Source organism: Azospirillum brasilense (genome assembly GCF_022023855.1).
Taxonomy (GTDB): Bacteria; Pseudomonadota; Alphaproteobacteria; order Azospirillales; family Azospirillaceae; genus Azospirillum; species Azospirillum brasilense_F.
Genome location: NZ_CP059451.1, coordinates 16,992 through 37,286, shown reverse-complemented (window position 1 = coordinate 37,286; position 20,295 = coordinate 16,992). Strand labels below are relative to the sequence as shown.

The 20,295-nt window shown below is 70.1% G+C and carries 16 protein-coding genes; 4 read left to right on the top strand and 12 right to left on the bottom strand.

Annotated features, from left to right (window positions below; genetic code table 11):
• Positions 1–49: 49 nt before the first annotated feature.
• From xylB to H1Q64_RS22855, 7 genes are all read right to left on the bottom strand, one after another.
• The gene (xylB, locus tag H1Q64_RS22885) at positions 50–1,525 is read right to left on the bottom strand and encodes a xylulokinase (protein WP_237906878.1); all 1,476 of its coding nucleotides are present in this window, start codon (positions 1,523–1,525) and stop codon (positions 50–52) included.
• Positions 1,526–1,553: 28 nt separating this feature from the next.
• A complete protein-coding gene (gene xylA, locus H1Q64_RS22880) occupies positions 1,554–2,861 on the bottom strand; it encodes a xylose isomerase (RefSeq protein ID WP_237906877.1) in 1,308 nt (435 codons plus the stop codon).
• Between the two features lie 11 nt (positions 2,862–2,872).
• Entirely contained in the window at positions 2,873–4,048 is a 1,176-nt protein-coding gene (locus H1Q64_RS22875; RefSeq protein ID WP_237906876.1) for a Gfo/Idh/MocA family protein, read from the bottom strand.
• Between the two features lie 13 nt (positions 4,049–4,061).
• On the bottom strand, positions 4,062–5,117 hold the full coding sequence (locus H1Q64_RS22870) for a sugar phosphate isomerase/epimerase family protein (RefSeq protein ID WP_237906875.1): 1,056 nt from the start codon (positions 5,115–5,117) through the stop codon (positions 4,062–4,064).
• Positions 5,118–5,195: 78 nt separating this feature from the next.
• Positions 5,196–6,149, bottom strand: coding sequence for a substrate-binding domain-containing protein (locus tag H1Q64_RS22865; protein ID WP_035681887.1), 954 nt, complete (start codon positions 6,147–6,149; stop codon positions 5,196–5,198).
• A gap of 27 nt (positions 6,150–6,176) precedes the next feature.
• The gene (locus H1Q64_RS22860; RefSeq protein ID WP_237906874.1) at positions 6,177–7,181 is read right to left on the bottom strand and encodes an ABC transporter permease; all 1,005 of its coding nucleotides are present in this window, start codon (positions 7,179–7,181) and stop codon (positions 6,177–6,179) included.
• A complete protein-coding gene (locus tag H1Q64_RS22855) occupies positions 7,159–8,742 on the bottom strand; it encodes a sugar ABC transporter ATP-binding protein (RefSeq protein WP_237906873.1) in 1,584 nt (527 codons plus the stop codon). The genes H1Q64_RS22860 and H1Q64_RS22855 overlap by 23 nt, the downstream gene beginning before the upstream one ends.
• A gap of 195 nt (positions 8,743–8,937) precedes the next feature.
• On the opposite strand from H1Q64_RS22855, the gene H1Q64_RS22850 reads away from it, so the two are divergent.
• The 4 genes from H1Q64_RS22850 (at position 8,938) to H1Q64_RS22835 (ending at position 15,194) form a co-directional block, all read left to right on the top strand.
• Positions 8,938–10,116: an ROK family transcriptional regulator gene (locus H1Q64_RS22850; protein ID WP_237906872.1), complete on the top strand. Its 1,179-nt coding sequence runs from the start codon at positions 8,938–8,940 to the stop codon at positions 10,114–10,116.
• A gap of 132 nt (positions 10,117–10,248) precedes the next feature.
• Positions 10,249–11,319, top strand: coding sequence for an HlyD family secretion protein (locus tag H1Q64_RS22845; protein ID WP_237906871.1), 1,071 nt, complete (start codon positions 10,249–10,251; stop codon positions 11,317–11,319).
• Complete coding sequence (gene rbbA, locus H1Q64_RS22840) at positions 11,316–14,069, top strand: ribosome-associated ATPase/putative transporter RbbA (protein WP_237906870.1); 2,754 nt, start codon at positions 11,316–11,318, stop codon at positions 14,067–14,069. The genes H1Q64_RS22845 and rbbA overlap by 4 nt, the downstream gene beginning before the upstream one ends.
• A gap of 3 nt (positions 14,070–14,072) precedes the next feature.
• Entirely contained in the window at positions 14,073–15,194 is a 1,122-nt protein-coding gene (locus tag H1Q64_RS22835; protein ID WP_237906869.1) for an ABC transporter permease, read from the top strand.
• 35 nt (positions 15,195–15,229) lie between these two features.
• Here H1Q64_RS22835 and H1Q64_RS22830 read toward each other — a convergent pair whose 3' ends face one another.
• The 5 genes from H1Q64_RS22830 to H1Q64_RS22810 form a co-directional block, all read right to left on the bottom strand.
• Positions 15,230–16,030 carry a crotonase/enoyl-CoA hydratase family protein gene (locus tag H1Q64_RS22830; RefSeq protein ID WP_237906868.1) on the bottom strand — a complete coding sequence of 267 codons (801 nt, stop codon included), beginning with the start codon at positions 16,028–16,030 and terminating at the stop codon, positions 15,230–15,232.
• 51 nt (positions 16,031–16,081) lie between these two features.
• A complete protein-coding gene (locus H1Q64_RS22825) occupies positions 16,082–17,224 on the bottom strand; it encodes an acyl-CoA dehydrogenase family protein (protein ID WP_237906867.1) in 1,143 nt (380 codons plus the stop codon).
• Between the two features lie 51 nt (positions 17,225–17,275).
• On the bottom strand, positions 17,276–18,331 hold the full coding sequence (locus H1Q64_RS22820) for an acyl-CoA dehydrogenase family protein (protein ID WP_237906866.1): 1,056 nt from the start codon (positions 18,329–18,331) through the stop codon (positions 17,276–17,278).
• A gap of 67 nt (positions 18,332–18,398) precedes the next feature.
• Entirely contained in the window at positions 18,399–19,499 is a 1,101-nt protein-coding gene (locus tag H1Q64_RS22815) for a mandelate racemase/muconate lactonizing enzyme family protein (protein ID WP_237906865.1), read from the bottom strand.
• 52 nt (positions 19,500–19,551) lie between these two features.
• On the bottom strand, positions 19,552–20,295 hold the full coding sequence (locus H1Q64_RS22810; protein ID WP_237906864.1) for an ABC transporter ATP-binding protein: 744 nt from the start codon (positions 20,293–20,295) through the stop codon (positions 19,552–19,554).

Genomic DNA, 20,295 nt, shown 5'->3' with positions numbered 1-20,295 from the left:
AAGGCTCGCCCTTCGAAAATCGTCGGGAAGACGCTTGCATATGCGTGGGTCACGCCCCGTCGGCCTCGCGGAAGGCCGCTTTCAGATCGCCGTACAGGCGGCGGAACAGGCGTCGGCGCGGCGCCAGGGCGGCGGCCAGGGCCGGGTCCGGCTCCACGGTGTGACGGATATCCAAGGGCCGGCACACGGTTTCCGGCTCCTCGCCCGTCACCGCGAGGCGCGCCAGACGGGCCGCCCCGAAGGCCGGGCCGACCTCGCCCCCCGCCGGGTAGTCGAGCGGCCGGCCAAGCGCGCTCGCCAGGATGCGGCCCCACAGGGCGCTGCGCGCGCCACCGCCGATCACCAGGAAGCGTTCGACGCGTCCGCCGGCCTCCTCCAGGGCGTCCAGCCCGTCGGCGAAGGCGAAGGCCACCCCCTCCAGCACCGCGCGGGCGAGTGCCCCGCGGTCGGTGTCGTGGGTCAGGCCGAAGAAAACGCCCTTGGCGTGCGGGTCGTTGTGCGGCGTGCGCTCGCCCGACAGGTAGGGCAGGAAGACCAGGGCGCCGGGATCGCCGCCGTGAGACTCCGCTTCGCGCAGCAGCGCCGCCTCGTCCACGGCGCCGGTCAGGCGGGCGGCGAAGGACAGGCAGCTCGCCGCGCTCAGCATCACCGACATCTGGTGCCAGCGGCCGGGCAGAGCGTGGCAGAAGGCGTGCACACCGCGCTCGGGGTTGGGGGCGAAGCGGTCGCCGCTGACGAACAGCACGCCCGAGGTGCCCAGCGACAGGAAGGCGCTTCCCGGTGCGACCACCCCGACCCCCACGGCACCGGCGGCGTTGTCCCCGGCCCCGGCCGCCACCACGGTCCCCGGCGGAACGCCCCAGTCGGCGGCGACCTCCGCCCGCAGCGCGCCGGTGGGCTGGCATCCTTCGTACAGCCGCGGCATGTGCGCCTCGCCGAGCCCCGTGGCGGTCAGCAGCTCGTCCGACCAGGCGCGCCGGCCGACGTCCAGCCACAGCGTGCCGGCGGAATCCGACAAATCCGAAGCGTGGTCGCCGGTCATGCGCAGGCGCAGCCAGTCCTTGGGCAGCAGCACCTTGGCGGTCGCCTTGAACAGGTCCGGCTCGTGCGCCGCGACCCACAGCAGCTTGGGCGCGGTGAAGCCGGGCATGGCGCGGTTGCCGGCGATGGCGCGCAGGTTGGGGGCGCGGCGCTCCAGCTCCGCGCATTCGGCGCCGCTGCGCCCGTCGTTCCACAGGATGGCCGGGCGCAGCACGCGGTCGCCCCGGTCGAGCAGCGTCGCCCCGTGCATCTGCCCCGACAGCCCGATCCCCCGCACCGCCGCCATCGCGTCGGGATGGGCGGCGCGCAGGCCGGCGACAGCGCGCCCGGTGGCGGCCCACCAATCCTCCGGGTCCTGCTCCGACCACAGCGGGTGCGGGCGGTTGACCTCCAGCGGCGCGGTGGACTGGCCGACGAGGCGTTGCGCCTCGTCGACCAGCACCGCCTTGACGCCGGATGTCCCCAGGTCGATGCCGAGATACATGGACCCTCCCCCCAATCAGCCGGCAGCCTCAGACGAGGCGGTTCACCAGATTCTCCAGCATCTCCTGCCGGCCCGAGCGCGGCCGGGGATCGAGGCCGAGGCCGGCGTCGGCCGCCCCGGCCAGATCCAGCCCGCCGAGCAGCTTTTGCCCGAGATCGCCGGTCCAGCCCGCGTAGCGCTCCGCGCGCAAGTCTCGCAGCCGGCCGTCCTCGACGAGCCGCGCCCCGGCGAGCAGCGCGCGGGCCAGCGTGTCGATGCCGCCGACATGGGCGTGCAGGAGGTCGTCCGGCTCGACGCTCTGGCGCCGGATCTTGGCGTCGAAGTTGAAGCCGCCGGTGGTGAAGCCGCCGGCCTCCAGGATGCGCGCCATGGGCAGCGCCAGCTCCACATGGTCGTTGGGGAACTGGTCGGTGTCCCAGCCGTTCTGCGGGTCGCCCCGGTTCATGTCGATGGAGCCGAAGACGCCCAGCGCCAGCGCCGTCGCCACCTCATGCTCGAAGCTGTGGCCGGCCAGCGTGGCGTGATTGACCTCGATGTTGACGGCGACCTCCTTCTCCAGCCCGTAGCGCTTCAGGAAGCCGTAGACCGTCGCCACGTCGTGGTCGTACTGGTGCTTGGTCGGCTCCATGGGCTTGGGCTCGATCAGGATGGTGCCGGTGAAGCCGATCTTGTGCTTGTGCTCGACCACCATCGTCAGGAAGCGGCCGAGCTGGCCCAGCTCGCGCCCCATGTCGGTGTTGAGCAGCGTGTCGTAGCCCTCGCGCCCGCCCCACAGCACGTAGTTGACGCCGCCCAGCCGGTGCGTCGCCTCCAGCGCGTCGCGCACCTGCGCCGCGGCGCAGGCGAAGACCTCCGGGTCGGGGTTGGTGGCCGCGCCGGCCATGTAGCGGGGGTGCGAGAACAGGTTGGCGGTGCCCCACAGCAGCTTGACGCCGCTGCGCTCGATGCAGCCCTGCAGCCGCTCGGTCAAGCGGGCGAAGGTCGCCTGGGTCTCCCGCAGCGATCCCATCTCGGGCGCCACGTCGCGGTCGTGGAAGGTGAAGAAGGGCGCGCCGAGCTTCCCGAACAGCTCGAACGCCACGTCCATCTTCGCCTCGGCCAGCGCCACCGGATCGCCGGCGCGCATCCAGGGCCGGTCCAGCGTGCCGCCGCCGAACGGGTCGGAGCCGGGCCAGCAGAAGCTGTGCCAATAGCAGACGGCGACGCGCAGGTGATCGGCCATGCGCTTGCCCAGGACCATGCGGTCGGGGTCGTACCAGCGGTAGGCGAGCGGGGTGTCGCTGTCCGGCCCTTCGTAGCGGATGCGCTCGACGCCGGTGAAATAGGCTTCGGTCATGGCAAATCCTTTCAAATCTCGACCCAGGCGGCGTCCCGGCGGCTCGATTCCACGGCGGCATGAATGAAGCGCACGCCGCGCACGCCGTCCCGGACGGTGGGGACGAGGGCTGCCTGTTCACCGGCGGCGGCACCGCCCATGCGGGCGACGATCAGGTCGGCGGTGTCGCGGTAGATCTGGGCGAAGCCTTCCAGATAGCCTTCGGGATGGCCCGACGGGATGCGCGTGGCGTGCGCCGCGGCTCCATCCGATCCGGGGCCGCCGCGGGTGATGGTGCGCGGCGGCTCGCCGAGCGGGGTGAAGCGCAGGTGGTTCGGCTGCTCCTGGAACCACTCCAGCCCGCCCTTGTCGCCGTAGACGCGCAGGCGCAGCCCGTTCTCGTGGCCGGGCGCCACCTGGCTCGCCCACAGCATGCCGCGCGCGCCGTTGCCGAAGCGCAGCATCATGTGCGCGTTGTCGTCGAGCCGGCGCCCCTCCACGAAGGCGGTCAGGTCGGCGGCGACCCGCGTGCAGCGCAGGCCGGTGACGAACTCCGCCAGCTGGAAGGCGTGGGTGCCGATGTCGCCGACGCAGCCGGCGATGCCGCTGCGCGCCGGGTCGGTCCGCCATTCCGCCTGCTTCTGCCCGCTCTCCTCCAGCCGGGTGCTCAGCCAGTCCTGCGGGTATTCGACCTGAACGACGCGGAGGGCGCCGAGATCGCCGGCCGCCACCATGGCGCGGGCCTGCCGCACCATCGGGTAACCGGTGTAGTTGTGGGTCAGCGTGAAGACGAGGCCGCTGCGCTCCACCGCCGCCGCCAGATCCTCCGCGTCCTCCACCGTGGTTGTCAGCGGCTTGTCGCAGATGACGTGGATGCCCGCCTCCAGGAACGCCTTGGCGGCGTCGTGGTGCAGGTGGTTGGGCGTGACGATGCTGACCACGTCGATGCCGTCGTCGCGCGCCGCCTCGGCCTGCGCCATCTCCGCGAAGCTGGCGTAGCAGCGCTCCGGCGGCAGGAACAGGTCGGCGCCGCTGGCACGCGCCCGCTCCGGGTCGGAGGACAGCGCCCCGGCCCGCAACTCGTAACGGTCGTCGAGGCGCGCGGCGATGCGGTGCACCGCCCCGATGAAGGCGCCCCGTCCGCCGCCGACCATGCCCAGGCGCAGCCGGCGGTTCGGCCCGGAGGCCGTCTTCCCTTCGATGGTCATGATCTCCTCCCGCTCAGCCGATGCCGAGCATGCGCCGGTTGGCCGCCTCGTCGGTGCCGGCCCCGGCGAAGTCGTCGAAGGCCTTCTCGGTCACCCGGATGATGTGCGCGTCGATGAACCGCGCGCCTTCGGCGGCCCCCTGCTCGGGGTGCTTCATGGCGCACTCCCACTCCAGCACCGCCCAGCCGTCGAAGCCGTACTGGGTCAGCTTGGAGAAGATGCCGCCGAAATCGACCTGCCCGTCGCCGAGCGAGCGGAAGCGTCCGGCCCGGCCGATCCAGGGCTGGTAGCCGGAATAGACGCCCTGGCGCGGGGATGGGTTGAACTCCGCGTCCTTGACGTGGAACATCCTGATCCGCTCGTGATAGACGTCGATGTAGCCGAGATAGTCGAGCTGCTGCAGCACGAAGTGGCTGGGGTCGTAGAGGATGTTGCAGCGCGGGTGGTTGCCGACGCGCTCCAGGAACATCTCGAAGGTGGCTCCGTCGAACAGGTCCTCGCCGGGATGGATCTCATAGCAGAGGTCCACCCCCGCCGCGTCGAAGGCGTCGAGGATCGGCCGCCAGCGCCGGGCCAGCTCGTCGAAGGCCGTTTCGATCAGCCCCGCCGGGCGCTGCGGCCAGGGGTAGACGTAGGGCCAGGCCAGCGCGCCGGAGAAAGTGACGTGCGCCGTCAGCCCCAAATTGGCCGAGGCCTTGGCCGCCATCAGAAGCTGGTTGACCGCCCATTCCTGGCGGGCCTTCGGGTTGCCGCGCACCTCCGGCGCCGCGAAGCCGTCGAAGGCCTCGTCATAGGCCGGGTGCACGGCGACGAGTTGCCCCTGGAGGTGGGTGGACAGCTCGGTGATCTGCACGCCGGCCTCGGCCAGCACGCCCTTCACCTCGTCGCAATAGCCCTTGCTCTCCGCGGCCCGGGCGAGGTCGAACAGGCGGCCGTCCCAGGACGGGATCTGCACGCCCTTGAAGCCCAGCCCGGCGGCCCAGGCGCCGATGGCCGGAAGGCTGTTGAACGGCGCCGCGTCCCCCGCGAACTGCGCGAGGAAGATCGCCGGCCCCTTGATCGTTTTCATGATGGGTCTCCCCATGAGTGTGCTGGTGTCCCCTCCACCGCCAAAGGCGGGGGAGGGCCAGGGAGGGGGCAGAGGTTCTTAGAACGGCGAATCCGGGTAGTAGTATTTCGCGGCGTTCTCCGGAGTCACCAGCGTCGCCTCGATGATGTATTCCTTCTGGATCGGCGCCTTCTCCACCAGATGCTTGGCGGTGATCTCCATGGCCTCGGCGATCATCGCGGGCGGGTAGAGGACGTCGGCGGGGACCAGAACGTCCTTGTCCATGACGCGCTTGATCATGTCCTTCATGCCGGCGCCGCCGAGGATGAACATCTCCTTCTCGCGGCCGGCCTGCTTGACGGCCTCGATGACGCCGAGCGCGATGTCGTCGTCCTGCGCCCACACCGCGTCGATCTTCGGGAAGCGGGACAGGAAGTCCTGCATCACCTTGAAGCCGTCATCGCGGTTCCAGTTGGCGTACTGCATCCCCAGCACCTTGATCTGGGTGCCCTCGATCTCCTTCATGAAGGCGTCGACGCGCTGGTTGTCGATCACGGTCGGGATGCCGCGCAGCACCACGATGTCGCCCTTGCCGCCCATCTTCTCCTTCATGAACCGGGCGGAGACCTCGCCCATCTGCGGGTTGTTTCCGGCGACGTAGAGGTCCTGGATGGACGGGTCGGTCAGGCCGCGGTCCACCACCGTGACGAACTTGCCGGCCTGCTTGACGGCGCGCACGGGGTCGGTCATCGGCGCGGATTCGAAGGGCAGGATGACCAGCGCGTCGATCCGCTGCACCGAGACCAGATCCTCCAGGTCGTTGGCCTGACGGCCGACGTCGCGGGCGGTGACGATCACCACGTCGAGGTTCGGGTATTGCTTCTCCAGCCGCTTCTCGGCCTGCTGGGCGTGCCAGTTGAGGCCGCCGGCCCAGCCGTGCGTCGCAGCGGGGATGGACACGCCCATCTTGATCTTCTGCTGCGCCCAGCCGGCGACCGGCGCCACCATAAGGCCCGCGGCCAGCGCCGCGGCCAAACCGAAACGGAACGTCATGGTCGATCCCTCCCTCTTTGTATTTTGTCAGCGACGCGCCACAGTCCCCCGTTGCAGGAGCACCGCGACGATGATGATCACCCCCTGGATGGTGCCGTTCAGGTAGACGCTGATGGCGCCGGTCAGGTTGAGGATGTTGTCGATCAGCGTGAGCATGACGGCGCCCACCACCGTGCCCCAGATGCGGCCGTAGCCGCCCTTCAGCATGGTGCCGCCGATGATGACGGCGGCGATGGCCTCCAGCTCCCACAGCAGGCCCGTGGTGGCCGAGGCCGAGCCCAGGCGCGGCACGTAGATCACCACCGCGATGGCGACGCACACACCTTGCAGCACGAAGGCCAGCAGCTTGACCCGGTCCACGTTGATTGCCGAATAGCGCGCCACGTCCTCGCTGGAGCCAATGGCCGCGCAGTAGCGGCCGAAGCGCGTGCGGTACATGATCAGCGCGCCGATCAGCGCCACCACCGCGAAGGCCAGGATCGGGTAGGAGATGCCGAAGACGCCGCCGTAATAGACGGGCCGGTAGATCGTGCGGATCTCCGAATTCAGCGACAGCGTGCCGCCGTCGGCGATGTAGGTGACCAGGGATCGGAAGATGCCCATGGTCCCCAGCGTGACGATGAACGCCTCCATGCGGCCCTTGGTCACCAGCAGCCCGTTGACCAGCCCCGCCGCCAGCCCGAGCCCCAGCGCCACCAGGACGCCGACCAGGATGACCGGCAGCCCGGCGCCCATGGAACCGACCAGCGCGTTCATCACCACGATCATGACGCCCGACGCGAAGGCGGCCAGCGAGCCGACCGACAGGTCGATCCCGCCGGCGGTGATGACGAAGGTGGCCCCCACCGCGATGATGCCGATGAAGGCGGTGCGGGTCAGCACGTTGCCGATGTTGCCCGGGCTGAGGAACACCGGGTTGACGATGGTGCCCAGCACGATCAGCGCGGCCAGCGCCAGGAACGGCCCGTAGAGTTTCAGATCGAAGCCGGAGGAGGGCTTCCGCGCGGCCTCAGGCATGACCGACGGCGTCATGCGCGTCTCCTTCTGATGTGCGGCTTGATGAGCGGAGCGATGTGCGGCCCTTCAGGCCATCGACCATGCGGCCTTTCAGGCCGGTGGCGTAGCGGACGATCTCGCCCTCCTCGACGTCGGCCCCCTCCAGGATGCCGGTCACCACGCCGGAGCGCATGACCACCACCCGGTGCGACAGCCCGATGATCTCGGGCATTTCCGAGGAGATGAGGATCACCGATCCGCCCCGGCGGGCGAAGTCGTGCAGGAACCGGTAGATCTGCTGCTTGGTCCCGATGTCGATGCCGCGCGTCGGCTCGTCGACGATCAGGATCTCCGGATCGACCTGCATGGTCTTGGCCAGCAGCAGCTTCTGCTGGTTGCCGCCGCTGAGGCTGCCGACCGGCACGTCCAGCGTCCGGACGCGGATGTCGAACTCCTGCACCGCACGCTCCAGCGCCGCGGCCTCCCGCCGCTCGTCGACGAAGACCCGGCCGTAGCGGTCCAGCGCCAGCAACGTCAGGTTCGGCTGCAGGCCCTTGGCGAGCAGCAGGCCCTTGCCCTTGCGGTCCTCGGTCAGGTAGGCGATGCCGGCGGCCACGGCGTCCTCCAGGCGGCGGGCGCGCAGCGGCTCGCCGTTGCGGGACAGCGTGCCGGCGGTGCGGCGACGCAGGCCGAGCAGCCCCTCGGCCAGTTCCGTCCGCCCGGCGCCGATCAGCCCGGCGAAGCCCAAGATCTCGCCGCGGCGCAGGTCGAAGCCGGCGCCCCGCACCCAGCCGGGAACGTCGATCCCCAGCACCTCCAGCACCACGGGCGCGTCCGGCGCCGGCGGCGTCTTGGCCGGGAACAGGTCGCTGATCGCCCGCCCGACCATCAGCTGGGCGATGCCGTCCTCCGTCAGCTCGGCGGTCGGGCGGGTGGCGATGTGATGGCCGTCGCGCAGCACGGTCACCCGGTCGGTGATGGCCCGCACCTCGTCCAGCTTGTGCGAGGTGTAGACGATCCCCACCCCCTGGGCGCGCAGCCGGCGGATTAGCCCGAACAGCACGGCGGACTCGGTGCCGGTCAGCACCGCCGTGGGCTCGTCCATGATGAGGACGCGGACCTCGCGCGACATCGCTTTGGCGATCTCGACCATCTGCCGCTCCGACACAGCGAGGTCCCGGACCCGCGCGCGCGGGTCCACCGGGCATTCCAGCTCCGCCAGGACGGTGCGGGATCGCTCGCGCATGGCGCGCTTGTCGAGGAAGGGGCCGCGCCGCAGCTCGCGCCCGAGAAAGATGTTCTCCTCGACCGTCAGATGTTCAGCAAGGTTGAATTCCTGGTGGATCAGCACGACGCCCGCCGCCTCGGCGGGGCCGATGCCGGACAAGCTCATCGGCCGCCCATCCACGCGCACGGCGCCCGAGGTCGGCTGGTGGAAGCCGGACAGGATCTTCATCAGCGTCGATTTGCCGGCCCCGTTCTCGCCGACCAGGGCGTGCACCTCACCGCGCTGGACGGTGAAATCCACCCCATGGAGGACCTCGACGGGCCCAAAGCTCTTCGTGACGCCGAACGCTGCCAAAAGCGGCTCGGCCATGGGGTCGCCCCCTCCCTGGATTGCGGCTTCTCGTGTGGCCGCGAATTAGATAGACGGTCTAACAAATGGGAGCGTATGATTCGAATCAGCCCGCGTCAAGCCATGTCGGGGCGCCATCCCCCACCTTTTCGGTGTATGCCCCGCCCGGCGCCGCCACCCAACGATTGCCGCCGAACGCGCAGGACAGGAACCCGCATGCTGCCAAGGGTCAACTCGGCCGCGATCCGCCGCCTCAACATGGTCCGCGTCTTCCACGCGCTGCGGGAGAACCCGAGCTGCGCGCAGCGCGACCTCAGCCGGCTGACCGGCCTGGACAAGGCGACGACCTCGGCCATCGTGGCGCAGATGATCGAGGAGGGGCTGGTCGAGCGGACCGAGGCGCCGCGCGCCCGCCGCATCGGCCGGCCGGAAACCGCGCTCGGCATCGCGCCCTCGGCCGGGCTGCTGGTCGGCGCCCGGCTGGAGCCGGGGACGATCCGCATCGTCTCCACCACACTGGCCGGCACGGTGGTCGAGCAATCGCAGATCCCCGGCAGCACCGACCTCGCCACGGCGCTGCGCCAACTGCACGAGGGGATCGACGCGGTCGTCGCGGCGAGCCGGCCAGAGGGCGGAGCGGCACCGCCGCCCTTGCGCGGCATCGGCATCGGCATTCCGGCGTTGATGGACCGCGAGGGCCGGCTCGTTCTGGCGCCCAACCTGGGCTGGCGCGACACGCCGATCCGGCCGCTGCTGGAGGAGGCGCTGGGCGCGCCGGTCCATGTCGACAACGACACCAAGGCCGCCGCCATGGCCGAGCGGCTGTTCGGCGCCTGCCGGGGGGTCGAGGACTTCGTCTATCTGACCGGCCATTCGGGCGTCGGCGGCGGGCTGTTTCTCGGCGGGCGGCTCTACCGCGGCGCGCAGGGGTTCGCCGGGGAGATCGGGCATTTGACCGTCGTACCGGGTGGCCGCCCCTGCGGGTGCGGCAAGCGGGGCTGCCTGGAAACCTACGTCTCCGAAACCTCGATCCTCGCCCAGGCCGGCGAGCGGGGGCGCGCCCTGCCCGACCTATGGGCGGCCGCCGCCGCGGCGCGTGACGGCGACCCGGTGGTGCGCACCCTTCTGGAGGCGGCCGGTTCGCATCTCGGTGTCGCGCTCTCCCACATGGTCAACCTGACAAATCCGGGTCTGGTGGTGCTTGGCGGCAACCTGTCGATCGTCGCGGAGTTCATCCTTCCGACGCTGAACGCCGCCCTTGACGAACATGCGCTGGAACCGCTGCGCCGCGACCTGCGGCTTCTCGTTTCGCCGCTCGGCCCGGACGCCGTTCCCATGGGGGGGATCGCACTGGCCATGGATGGCTTTCTCTCGGTGCCGAGCCCGATCCTGTAAGAGCAGGCGCGATCGCGCCAGTGCGGCAAAAGGGCATTCCACTTCAAGCTGAAAAAGCCGGTGGCGGCGCGCCGACGGTCTGCTAGGCTGGATGTCCTTGACGGCGTTGCCTGCAAGCGAATGGATTGGTGGATGATGAGGAAGCCAAGCCGGTGGCTGCTCAAGGCCGCAGCCGCGCTGACCGTCGTCGTGATCCTGTATGGGGTGTGGCTGTTTCTGCAACCCAGGGGACTACCCGCCGGTCTGGCCAGCGGCAACGGCCGGATCGAGGCGGTCGAAATCGACATCGCCACGAAAACCGCCGGCCGGGTCGAGGACATCCTGGTCGATGAGGGCGATTTCGTCACCGCCGGCCAGGTGCTCGCCCGGATGGACACCGACGTTCTCCAGGCCCAGGCCAAGCAGGCCGAAGCGCAGAAGCAGCAGGCGGTCATCGGCGTCGAGACCGCCCGCCATCAGGTGCTCCAGCGCCAGGCCGAGCGCCAGTCGGCGCTCTCCCTGGTAGCCCAGCGCGAGGCCGAGCGGGACGTCGCCCAGAAGCAACTCGCGCGATCCGAGGAGTTGGAAGCGCGCGGCACGACGTCGCGGCAGGTTCTCGACACCGACCGCGCCCGCTTCGAAAGCGCGAACGCCGCGGTCAGCGCGGCGAAGGCGCAGGTCGCCGCGGCCGACGCCGCCATCGCCACCGCCGAGGCCCAGGTCGTCAACGCCAGGGCAGCGGTCGACGCCGCCGCGGCCACCATCGAACGCATCCAGGCCGACATCAGCGACAGCACCCTCCGCTCGCCGCGCGACGGCCGGGTGCAGTTCCGGGTGGCGCAGCCGGGCGAGGTGCTCGGCGCTGGCGGGCGGGTGCTGAACATGGTCGATCTCAGCGACGTCTACATGACCTTCTTCCTGCCGACGGAGGCCGCCGGGCGGGTGAGGATCGGGACGGAAGTGCGGATCGCGCTGGATGCCTTCCCGCAATATGTCATTCCCGCCAAGGCCACCTTCGTGGCCGACGTCGCCCAATTCACGCCGAAGACGGTGGAGACGGCCAGCGAGCGCCAGAAACTGATGTTCCGGATCAAGGCGCAGATCCCTCCTCCGTTGCTCAAGAAATACATCCGTGATGTGAAGACCGGATTGCCGGGGGTGGCCTATGTGCGGATCGAGCCGGACACAGATTGGCCGGCCAACCTGCAAAACCTCGTGCCATGAGCGACACCGCCGACCGCTCCGCCGCATCACCCGTCGCGCGCCTGCGGGACGTCCGTCTGCTGTACGGAAAGGTCCGGGCCATCGACGGGGTCAGCCTGGACGTCCCGGCGGGGCGTGTCAGTGGCCTGATCGGCCCCGACGGGGTCGGCAAGTCGAGCCTGCTGTCGCTGATGTCGGGGGCGCGCGCCTTGCAGGAGGGAACGGTCGAGGTGCTGGGCGGCAGCATGGCCCAGGCGCGTCACCGTCGCGCCGTGTGCCCCCGCATCGCCTACATGCCCCAGGGCCTCGGCAAGAACCTCTACCCGACGCTGTCGATCGCCGAGAATCTCGATTTCTTCGGACGGCTGTTCGGCCAGGGCCGGGCCGAGCGCCGGCGCCGCATCGCCGACCTGACGCAAAGCACCGGTCTGGCCCCGTTCCTCGCCCGACCGGCCGGCAAGCTGTCCGGCGGCATGAAGCAAAAGCTCGGCCTGTGCTGCGCGCTCATCCACGACCCGGACCTGCTGATCCTCGACGAGCCGACCACGGGCGTCGACCCGCTCTCGCGGCGGCAGTTCTGGGAACTGATCGACCGCATCCGGGCGGACCGTCCCGGCATGAGCGTGGTGGTGGCCACCGCCTACATGGAGGAGGCGGCGCGCTTCGACTGGCTCGTCGCCATGGACGAGGGGCGCGTGCTGGCCACCGGCAGCCCGCGGGAGGTGCTGGAGCGCACCGGGACCGCGACGCTGGAGGGGGCCTTCGTCGCGCTGATGCCCGAGGAAAAGCGCCGCGGGCACAAGGCCGTCGCGATCGTGCCGCGCACAGGGGACGGGAGCGACATCGCCATCGAGGCGAAGGGCCTGACCATGCGCTTCGGCGACTTCGTGGCGGTCGACCATGTCAGCTTCCGCATCCCGCGCGGCGAGATCTTCGGCTTTCTCGGCTCCAACGGCTGCGGCAAGACGACGACGATGAAGATGCTGACCGGCCTGCTCCAGCCGAGCGAGGGCGAGGCCCGGCTGTTCGGGCAGCCGGTGGACGCCCGCAACATCGGGACCCGGCGGCGCGTCGGCTACATGTCCCAGGCCTTCTCGCTCTATTCGGAACTGACCATCCGGCAGAACCTGGAACTGCACGCCCGCCTTTTCCAGGTGCCCGAGGACGTCCTTCCCCACCGGGTCGCGGCGGTGGCGGAGCGCTTCGGCCTCGCCGACGCGATGGAGGCGTTGCCGGACCGGCTGCCGCTCGGCCAGCGCCAGCGCCTGTCCCTCGCCGTCGCAATGGTCCATGAGCCCGCCCTGCTGATCCTGGACGAGCCGACGTCGGGCGTCGACCCGATCGCGCGCGACGCGTTCTGGGAGATCATGATCGGGCTGGCGCGCCGGGACCGGGTGACGATCTTCATCTCGACCCACTTCATGAACGAGGCCGAACGCTGCGACCGCATCTCGCTGATGCACGCCGGCCACGTGCTGGTCAGCGACACGCCGGCGGCGCTCGTCGAGAGGCGGGGCGCCGCGACGCTGGAGGAGGCCTTCATCGGCTATCTGGAGGAGGCCGTGGCGGAGCGCCGGGACAGCGATGCCACGGCGGCTCCCGACGACCGCCGACAGGCCCCGTCCCCAGACGCCAACCCTCGCGGCGAGCGCGCGGAAGGCCGCCTTTTCAACCTGCGGCGCATGCTCAGCTACACGCTCCTGGAAGCGCTGGAGCTGCGGCGCGATCCCATCCGGGCGACGCTCGCCCTGGTCGGCAGCCTTCTGCTGATGGTCATCATGGGCTACGGCATCAACATGGATGTCGAGGATCTCTCCTTCGCGGTCCTGGACCGCGATCAGACGACGACGAGCCGCGACTACACGCTCAACCTCGCGGGTTCCCGCTACTTCGTCGAACAGGCGCCGATCATCGACTACGAGGATCTCGACCGGCGCATGCGGGCGGGCGACCTCTCCCTGGCGCTGGAAATCCCACCGGGTTTCGGGCGCGACGTCGCCCGCGGGCGCCACGTCCAGATCGGGGCGTGGATCGACGGCGCCATGCCGACGCGGGCCGAGACGGTCAACGGGTACGTGCAGGGCATGCACAGCCAGTGGCTGGCCTCGCGGAGCCAGACGCCCAGCCTCGCCACCATCGAGACCCGTTTCCGCTACAACCCGGACGTCGAGAGCCTGAAGGCCATCGTTCCGGCAGTCATCCCGATCCTGCTGCTGCTGATCCCGGCGATGCTGGCCGCGCTCAGCGTCGTGCGCGAGAAGGAACTCGGCTCGATCATCAACCTCTACGTCACGCCGGTCACCAAGCTGGAGTTCCTGCTCGGCAAGCAACTGCCCTATGTCGGGCTGGCCATGCTCAACGTCCTTCTGATGACGGCGCTGGCGGTCACCGCCTTCGGCGTGCCGTTGACCGGGAACGCGCTGGCCCTCGCCACCGGCGCCCTGCTCTACAGCTTTTCGGCGACCGCCATGGGTCTCCTGATGTCCAGCTTCATGCGCAGCCAGATCGCCGCCGTCTTCGGCACCGCCATCGCGACGCTGATTCCGGCCACCCAGTATTCCGGCATGATCGATCCGGTCTCGTCCCTGGGGGGAGCCGCCGCCGTCATCGGGGAGGTCTACCCGACCACCCATTTTCTGACCATCGCGCGGGGCGTCTTCTCCAAGGCTCTGGGCTTCGGCGATCTGCACGCCGCCTTCGTCGCTCTGCTGATCGCCGTGCCGGTCCTGATCGGCGCGAGCGCGCTGCTGCTGAAGAAGCAGGAGACCTGAGCGATGCAGGCGTCCAACGTCTTGAACCTCGGCATCAAGGAGCTGCGCAGCCTCGCCCGCGACCCGATGCTGCTGGCCCTCATCGTCTACTCCTTCACGCTCGCGATCTACACGGCGGCCACCGCCATCCCGGAGACGCTCAACAAGGCGGCGATCGCCATCGTCGACGAGGACCGCTCGCCCCTGTCGGCCCGCATCGTCGGCGCCTTCTACCCGCCCTTCTTCCTGCCGCCGGTCCTGATCACCCCCGCCGAGATGGACGCCCGCATGGACGCTGGGCTCGACACCTTCGCGCTCGACATTCCGCCGGACTTCCAGCGCGACGTCCTCGCCGGGCGCCAGCCGGCGATCCAGCTCAACGTCGATGCGACCCGGATGACCCAGGCCTTTTCCGGGAGCGGCTACGTCCAGCAGATCGTCAGCGGGGAGGTCAACGCCTTCGTGCAACGCTACCGCGGGGAACCGGCCCTTTCGGTCGATCTCGCCCTGCGGGTCCGCTTCAATCCCGAGATGAACAAGGGCTGGTTCGGGTCGGTGATCGAGGTCATCAACCAGGTCACGATGCTGTCGATCATCCTGACCGGCGCCGCCCTGATCCGGGAGCGCGAGCACGGCACCATCGAGCATCTGCTCGTGATGCCGGTCACGCCCGTCGAGATCATGGTCGGCAAGATCTGGTCGATGGCCCTGGTCGTGCTCGTCGCCTGCGCCTTCTCCCTGGTCTTCGTCGTCCAGGGACTGTTGGCGGTTCCCATCGGCGGCTCCGTCGCCCTGTTCCTGGCCGGCGCCGCCCTGCACCTGTTCGCCTCCACGTCGATGGGCATCTTCCTGGGGACGGTGGCCCGCAGCATGCCGCAGTTCGGCATGCTGCTGATCCTGGTGATGGTGCCGCTGCAGATGCTGTCGGGAGGCATGACGCCGCGCGAAAGCATGCCCGCCCTCGTTCAGGACGTGATGCTCGCCGCGCCGACGACGCACTTCGTCACGCTGGCCCAGGCCATCCTGTACCGCGGCGCCGGCCTCGACGTGGTCTGGCCGCAGTTCCTCGCGCTCATCGGGATCGGCGCGGCCCTGTTCAGCCTGTCGCTGGCGCGCTTCCGCAAGGCCATCAACCAGATGTCATGAGCCCGGTATCATGAGCCGCCGCCGGCCCCGGCGGCTTACGCGCCGATGAAGCGGGGAGGACGCTTGCCCAGCAGAGCCGCGACCGCTTCCTTGTGATCCTCGGTCGCGTGGGCCAGCGCCTGCATGGCCGCCGACATCTCCAGCAGCGTGTCGAGCTTGACCGTCTGGCCTTCGCGCAGCAGACGCTTGGTCATGCGCACCACATGCGGCGGGTTGACGGCGATGCGCGCGGCCAGGGCCCGCGCCTGCGGCAGCAGGTCCGTGTCAGGAACGACCCGCGAGACGAGACCGCAGGCGAGCGCCTCGGCGGCGTCGATGACATCGCCGGTCAGGGCCATTTCACAGGCCTTGGAGAAACCGACGACACGCGGCAGCAGCCACGCTCCACCATCCCCCGGCACGATGCCGACCTTGACGAAGCTCTCGGCGAAGCGCGCGCTCTCCCCGGCGATGCGGAGGTCGCACATGCAGGCGAGATCGCAGCCGGCGCCGATCGCCGGACCGTTCACCGCCGCGATCACCGGAACCTCCATGGCTTCGAGAAGCAGTGGGATGCGCTGGATGCCCAGCTTGTAGTTCCGCCGCGTCTGCGCGGCGACCGTATCGTTCAGGCCGCCACTCGCCCCCATCTTCTTCAGGTTCCCGCCGGATGAGAAAGCCCCGCCGGCACCGGTGAGGATGATGACGCGCGTCCCCATGTCCGCATCGAGACGGCTGAACGTCTCCACCAGGGCGTCGATCATCTCCGGATCGGAGATCGGGTTGCGCTGCTCCGGAAGATTCAGGGTGAGCGTGACGATTCCATCGTCGTTGTCTTCGAGCACGAGGGTCGACACGGCGCGTTCCTTTCGTCTTGTCCGATTATGTGTCTTGTCCGGCCGCGCCGCTCAGCGCAGGCCCAGGCCGCGCGCGATGATGCCGCGCAGGATTTCGCGGGTGCCGCCGCGCAGGGAGAAGGAGGGCACGTTCAGGATCGTGTGGGCCAGCACCGCGGAGAAGTCCCGCGTGGACCGCTGCGACGGCTCAGCATCGACCAGTTGCCGGGCGATGTCGGGGATCTCCTGCTCGAAGATCGCTCCCAGATCCTTGACCAGCGCCGCCTGCAATGCCGGATTTTCGCCGTTCTGCAGCATGCCGGCGACCGAGCGCGACAGGCGCCGCAGCACGAGCAGGTGGGCGGTCAGGCGGCCCGCCGCCACCGCCGCCTGCTCCGACGGGTTGGGGCCGAGCGCGCGGACCAGTTCGACCAGCAGCGTGAAGGAGGACAGGAACCGCTCCGGCCCGCTGCGCTCGAAGGCCAGTTCGCCGACCACCTGGTTCCAGCCGTCCCCGAGCTGGCCGAGCAGGGCCGAGGACGGCAGAAAGGCGTCCTCGAAGACCACCTCGTTGAAGTGATGCTCCCCGGCCAGATCGGCGATCGGGCGGATGGTGATGCCGGGCGTCTTCAGGTCGACCAGGAACTGGCTGGTGCCGCCATGCCGCTCCTCCGCGCCGCCGGTGCGGCAGAACAGGATCATGAAATGGGCGTGGTGGGCGTAGGTGGTCCACAGCTTGGTGCCGTTGACGACGAAGCCTCCCTCCACCGGCACGGCGCGCGTCCGGACCGCGGCGAGGTCGGAGCCGGAGTCCGGCTCGCTCATCCCGATGCAGAAACAGCATTCCCCGGCGGCCATGCGGGGCAGAAGGGTCCGCCGCTGCTCCTCGCTGCCGACCTTCAGCAGCAGCGGCCCGCTCTGGCGGTCGGCGAACCAGTGGGCGGCGACCGGCGCCCCGGCGGCCAGCATCTCCTCCAGCACGACGTAACGCTCCAGGGCGCTGCGCTCGTGCCCACCGTAGCGCTTGGGCCAGGTCATGCCGATCCAGCCACGCGCGCCGACCTTGCGGCTGAAGTCGGCGTCGAAGCCGCTCCAGGAGCGGGCGCGATCCTGCGGACGGCGGGTCGCCAGTTCCTCCGCCAGGAAGGCGCGCACCTCGGCGCGCAACGCCTCGACGTCCTGGGCGGGAGGGGGCGGAAAATCGATCAAATCCATGGTTTCGCTTCCTCGACGGCGCGGCGGGGCCAGGGGATTACGGACGGGCCATCAGGCGGCGGTGACGAGCGGCCAGAGGCCGTCGGCCCCCGCCTGCGCCACCTCTCGCCCGATCAGACGGCTCCATTCCCCTTCGCCGCCGAATTCGTCGCGCCAGGACCACAAGCGCTTGGTGAGGAAATGCAGGCTGTGCTCGTGGGTGAACCCCATGGCGCCGTGGACCTGATGGGCGATGGCCGCGGCGATCCCGGCGGCCTCGCCGCACCGGACCTTCGCCGCCGCGATGGGCAGCGCCGAGGCGCCCTGCGCCACCGCCTCCGCCGCGATGTCCCCAGCGGCGCGGGCGGCGGCGGCCTGCCCGGCGAGCACCGCCAGATGCTGCTGGATCGCCTGGAACTTGCCGATGGGCCGCCCGAACTGGCTGCGCTCGTTGGCGTAGGCGGTGGTCATCTCCAGGATGCGGCCCAGCGCCCCGGCCATGGCGAGGCAGCGCAGGGCGGCGCCCAGCCGGCGCAGGTCCGCCGCCGCGACGCCGGGCGACGGTGCAACGCGCTCCGCCGGCAGCACCGTTTCGAAACGCAGGGTGTCGCGGGGCTCGTACGCCAGATTGATGTCGGGCGTGACCTCCGCCTGCCCCGCCGGGACCAGGGCGACCAGGGTCCGCCCGTCATGCTCGGCCAGGACCATGATCGCGGCGGCGCGACCCCAGGGCACCCGCTGCGCTGTGCCGGAGAGCAGCCACCCCCCGTCCCGCCGCTCCAGGGTCGGCCGGTCGTCCGCTCGGACCGGCGCCAGCGTCACCGGCCCGCCGGGAAGTTCCAGCCCGGCACTGGCCAGGATGCGGTTCGCCAGCATGGTTTCGGCCAGCGGCAAGGGCACCGCGAAGGCGCCGGCGAGGCGGATCAGGTTCAGCGCCTCCTCCACCGGCAGGCCGAAGCCGCCGGCCTCCTCCGGCACCAGGGCCAGCGGCAATCCCATGTCCTCGACCGCCTGCCACTCCGTCCCGAGCCACCGCCCGGTTTCCGCCAGGGCGAGCTGCCGGGGGGTAAAGGTTTCCTCGAACAGTCTGGTCGCCGTGTCGACCAGGATCTGGCTGGTATCACTCACCGCTGTGTCTCCCCATGTCCGGTTCCCGAGGGCGGTCCGTCGTCTGCCCGCTTGCGCCTTGCCGACCTCACAGGTCGAGCCGGTAGCGGCGCAGGACCTCCGGGTCGGGATCAGCGCCAAGGCCGGGACCGTCGGGAATGGCGATGGTGCCGTCGGGCCGCGGCAGGCCGATCGCGCCGAACACCGGCGCCTCCAGATCGATGTAGAGCCGCTCGATGGCGCCCATTCCGGCGAAGACCGCCGCCATGTGCAGGGTCGCCAGGAAGCCCGGCCCGGAATAGGGCGAGTGCGGGGCGAGCGTCCGCCCGTTCAGCTCGGCCAGGGCGCCGACCCGCAGGAATTCCGTGATGCCGCCGACCTTGGTGACGCTCGGTTGCAGGAAGTCGATCCCCTCGCAGGCCGCCAGAGCCTTGAAGGCCCAGGCGTTCGGCGTGTTCTCGCCGGTCGCGATGGGGACCACGGCGGCGCGACGTGTCCGCACGAGCCCATCCAGGTCCTCCGGTGGCCAGACCGGCTCCTCCAGCCATTTCAGCCGGTGCGGGGCCAGCTTCTGCGCCATCTCGATCGCCGCGCCGGGGCTCCAGGCGCAATTCACGTCCAGCATCAGCTCCACCCCGTCGCCGACGGTGCGGCGGGCGGCGGCGACCGCCTCCACGGTCTTCTCGTGCAGCTTGATCTCGCGGTAGCCGCGGTCGAGCGCCTCGGCGCAGGAGGCGGCGACGAGGTCCGGCTCGCTCAGCCGCATCAGGCTGGCATAGACCGGGATCTCGCCGCGCGCATGGCCACCGGCCAGCTTCCACACCGGCACCCCGGCGCGTTTGCCGGCCAGGTCCCACAGGGCGATGTCCAGCCCGCTCAGCGCGTACTGGACCGTGCCGCCGCGCCCGAAGATGTGGAGCGTCTTCTTCAGATCCTCCATCAGCCCGGCGATGTCCGTCGCGTCGCGCCCGATGACGAGCGGTGCCAGATTGCGCTCGATGAACAGTTTGGTAACGGGGATGACGTTGTAGCCGAAGGCCTCGCCATAGCCGGTCAGCCCCTCATCCGTCTCGACGCGGACGATGAGATAGTTGGCCGTGGTCCACACCGCGCCGCCGAAGCCGGTGGCCGGGCCGTTGTGCCGATAGGGGATGGCGATCGGAATCGCCTCGATGGCGGTGATGTTCATGATCGTCTCGCGATGGAATGGGGACTGCCGCGCGCGGGGACCACGTCCCGGCCTAATGCGCGCCGCCCAGATAGACGCGCTGCAGCAGGTCGCTGCTCTGCACCTCGGCGGGCGTGCCGGAGCCGACGATCCGCCCGGTTTCCGTCAAGTAGCAGTAGTCGGCGTGGCGCAGCGCCTTCTCGACGAGCTGCTCGACCAGCAGGATCGCCATGCCGGCCTTGCAGAGTTCGCTCGCCACGTCGAGGATGCGGTCGATGACGATGGGCGCCAGACCGCCGGACGGCTCGTCCAGGATCAGCAGCGTCGGATCGCCGATCACCCCCTGCCCCACCGCCAGGATCTGCTGCTGCCCGCCGCTGAGGCGCGACGCCTGCTGGTGGCGGCGTTCGGCCAGCTCCGGGAACAGGGCGTAGATGCGGTCGAGCTTGGTGCGGTCGCCGCGCGACGACTTCGCGTAGGTGCCGAGCAGGAGGTTGTCCTCCACCGACAGGCCGCCGAACACGCGGTGCCCTTCCAGCACCTGGACGACCCCGGAGCGCACGATGTCGCGCGGTGCGGCGGCCCCGATCTCCGCCCCGGCCAGGGTGACGCGCCCGCCCTTCTTGGGGATCAGGCCGGAGATCGCGTGCAGCATCGTGCTCTTGCCGGCGCCGTTGCGGCCGAGCAGGACGACGAACTCCCCGCGATGGACGCGGAAGGAGGCGCCGTGCACGACCTCCGCCTTGCCATAGGCGACGTGCAGGTCGACCACGTCGAGCAGGATCGGGTTGGGTCGGTTGACTGAGCCCATGTGCAT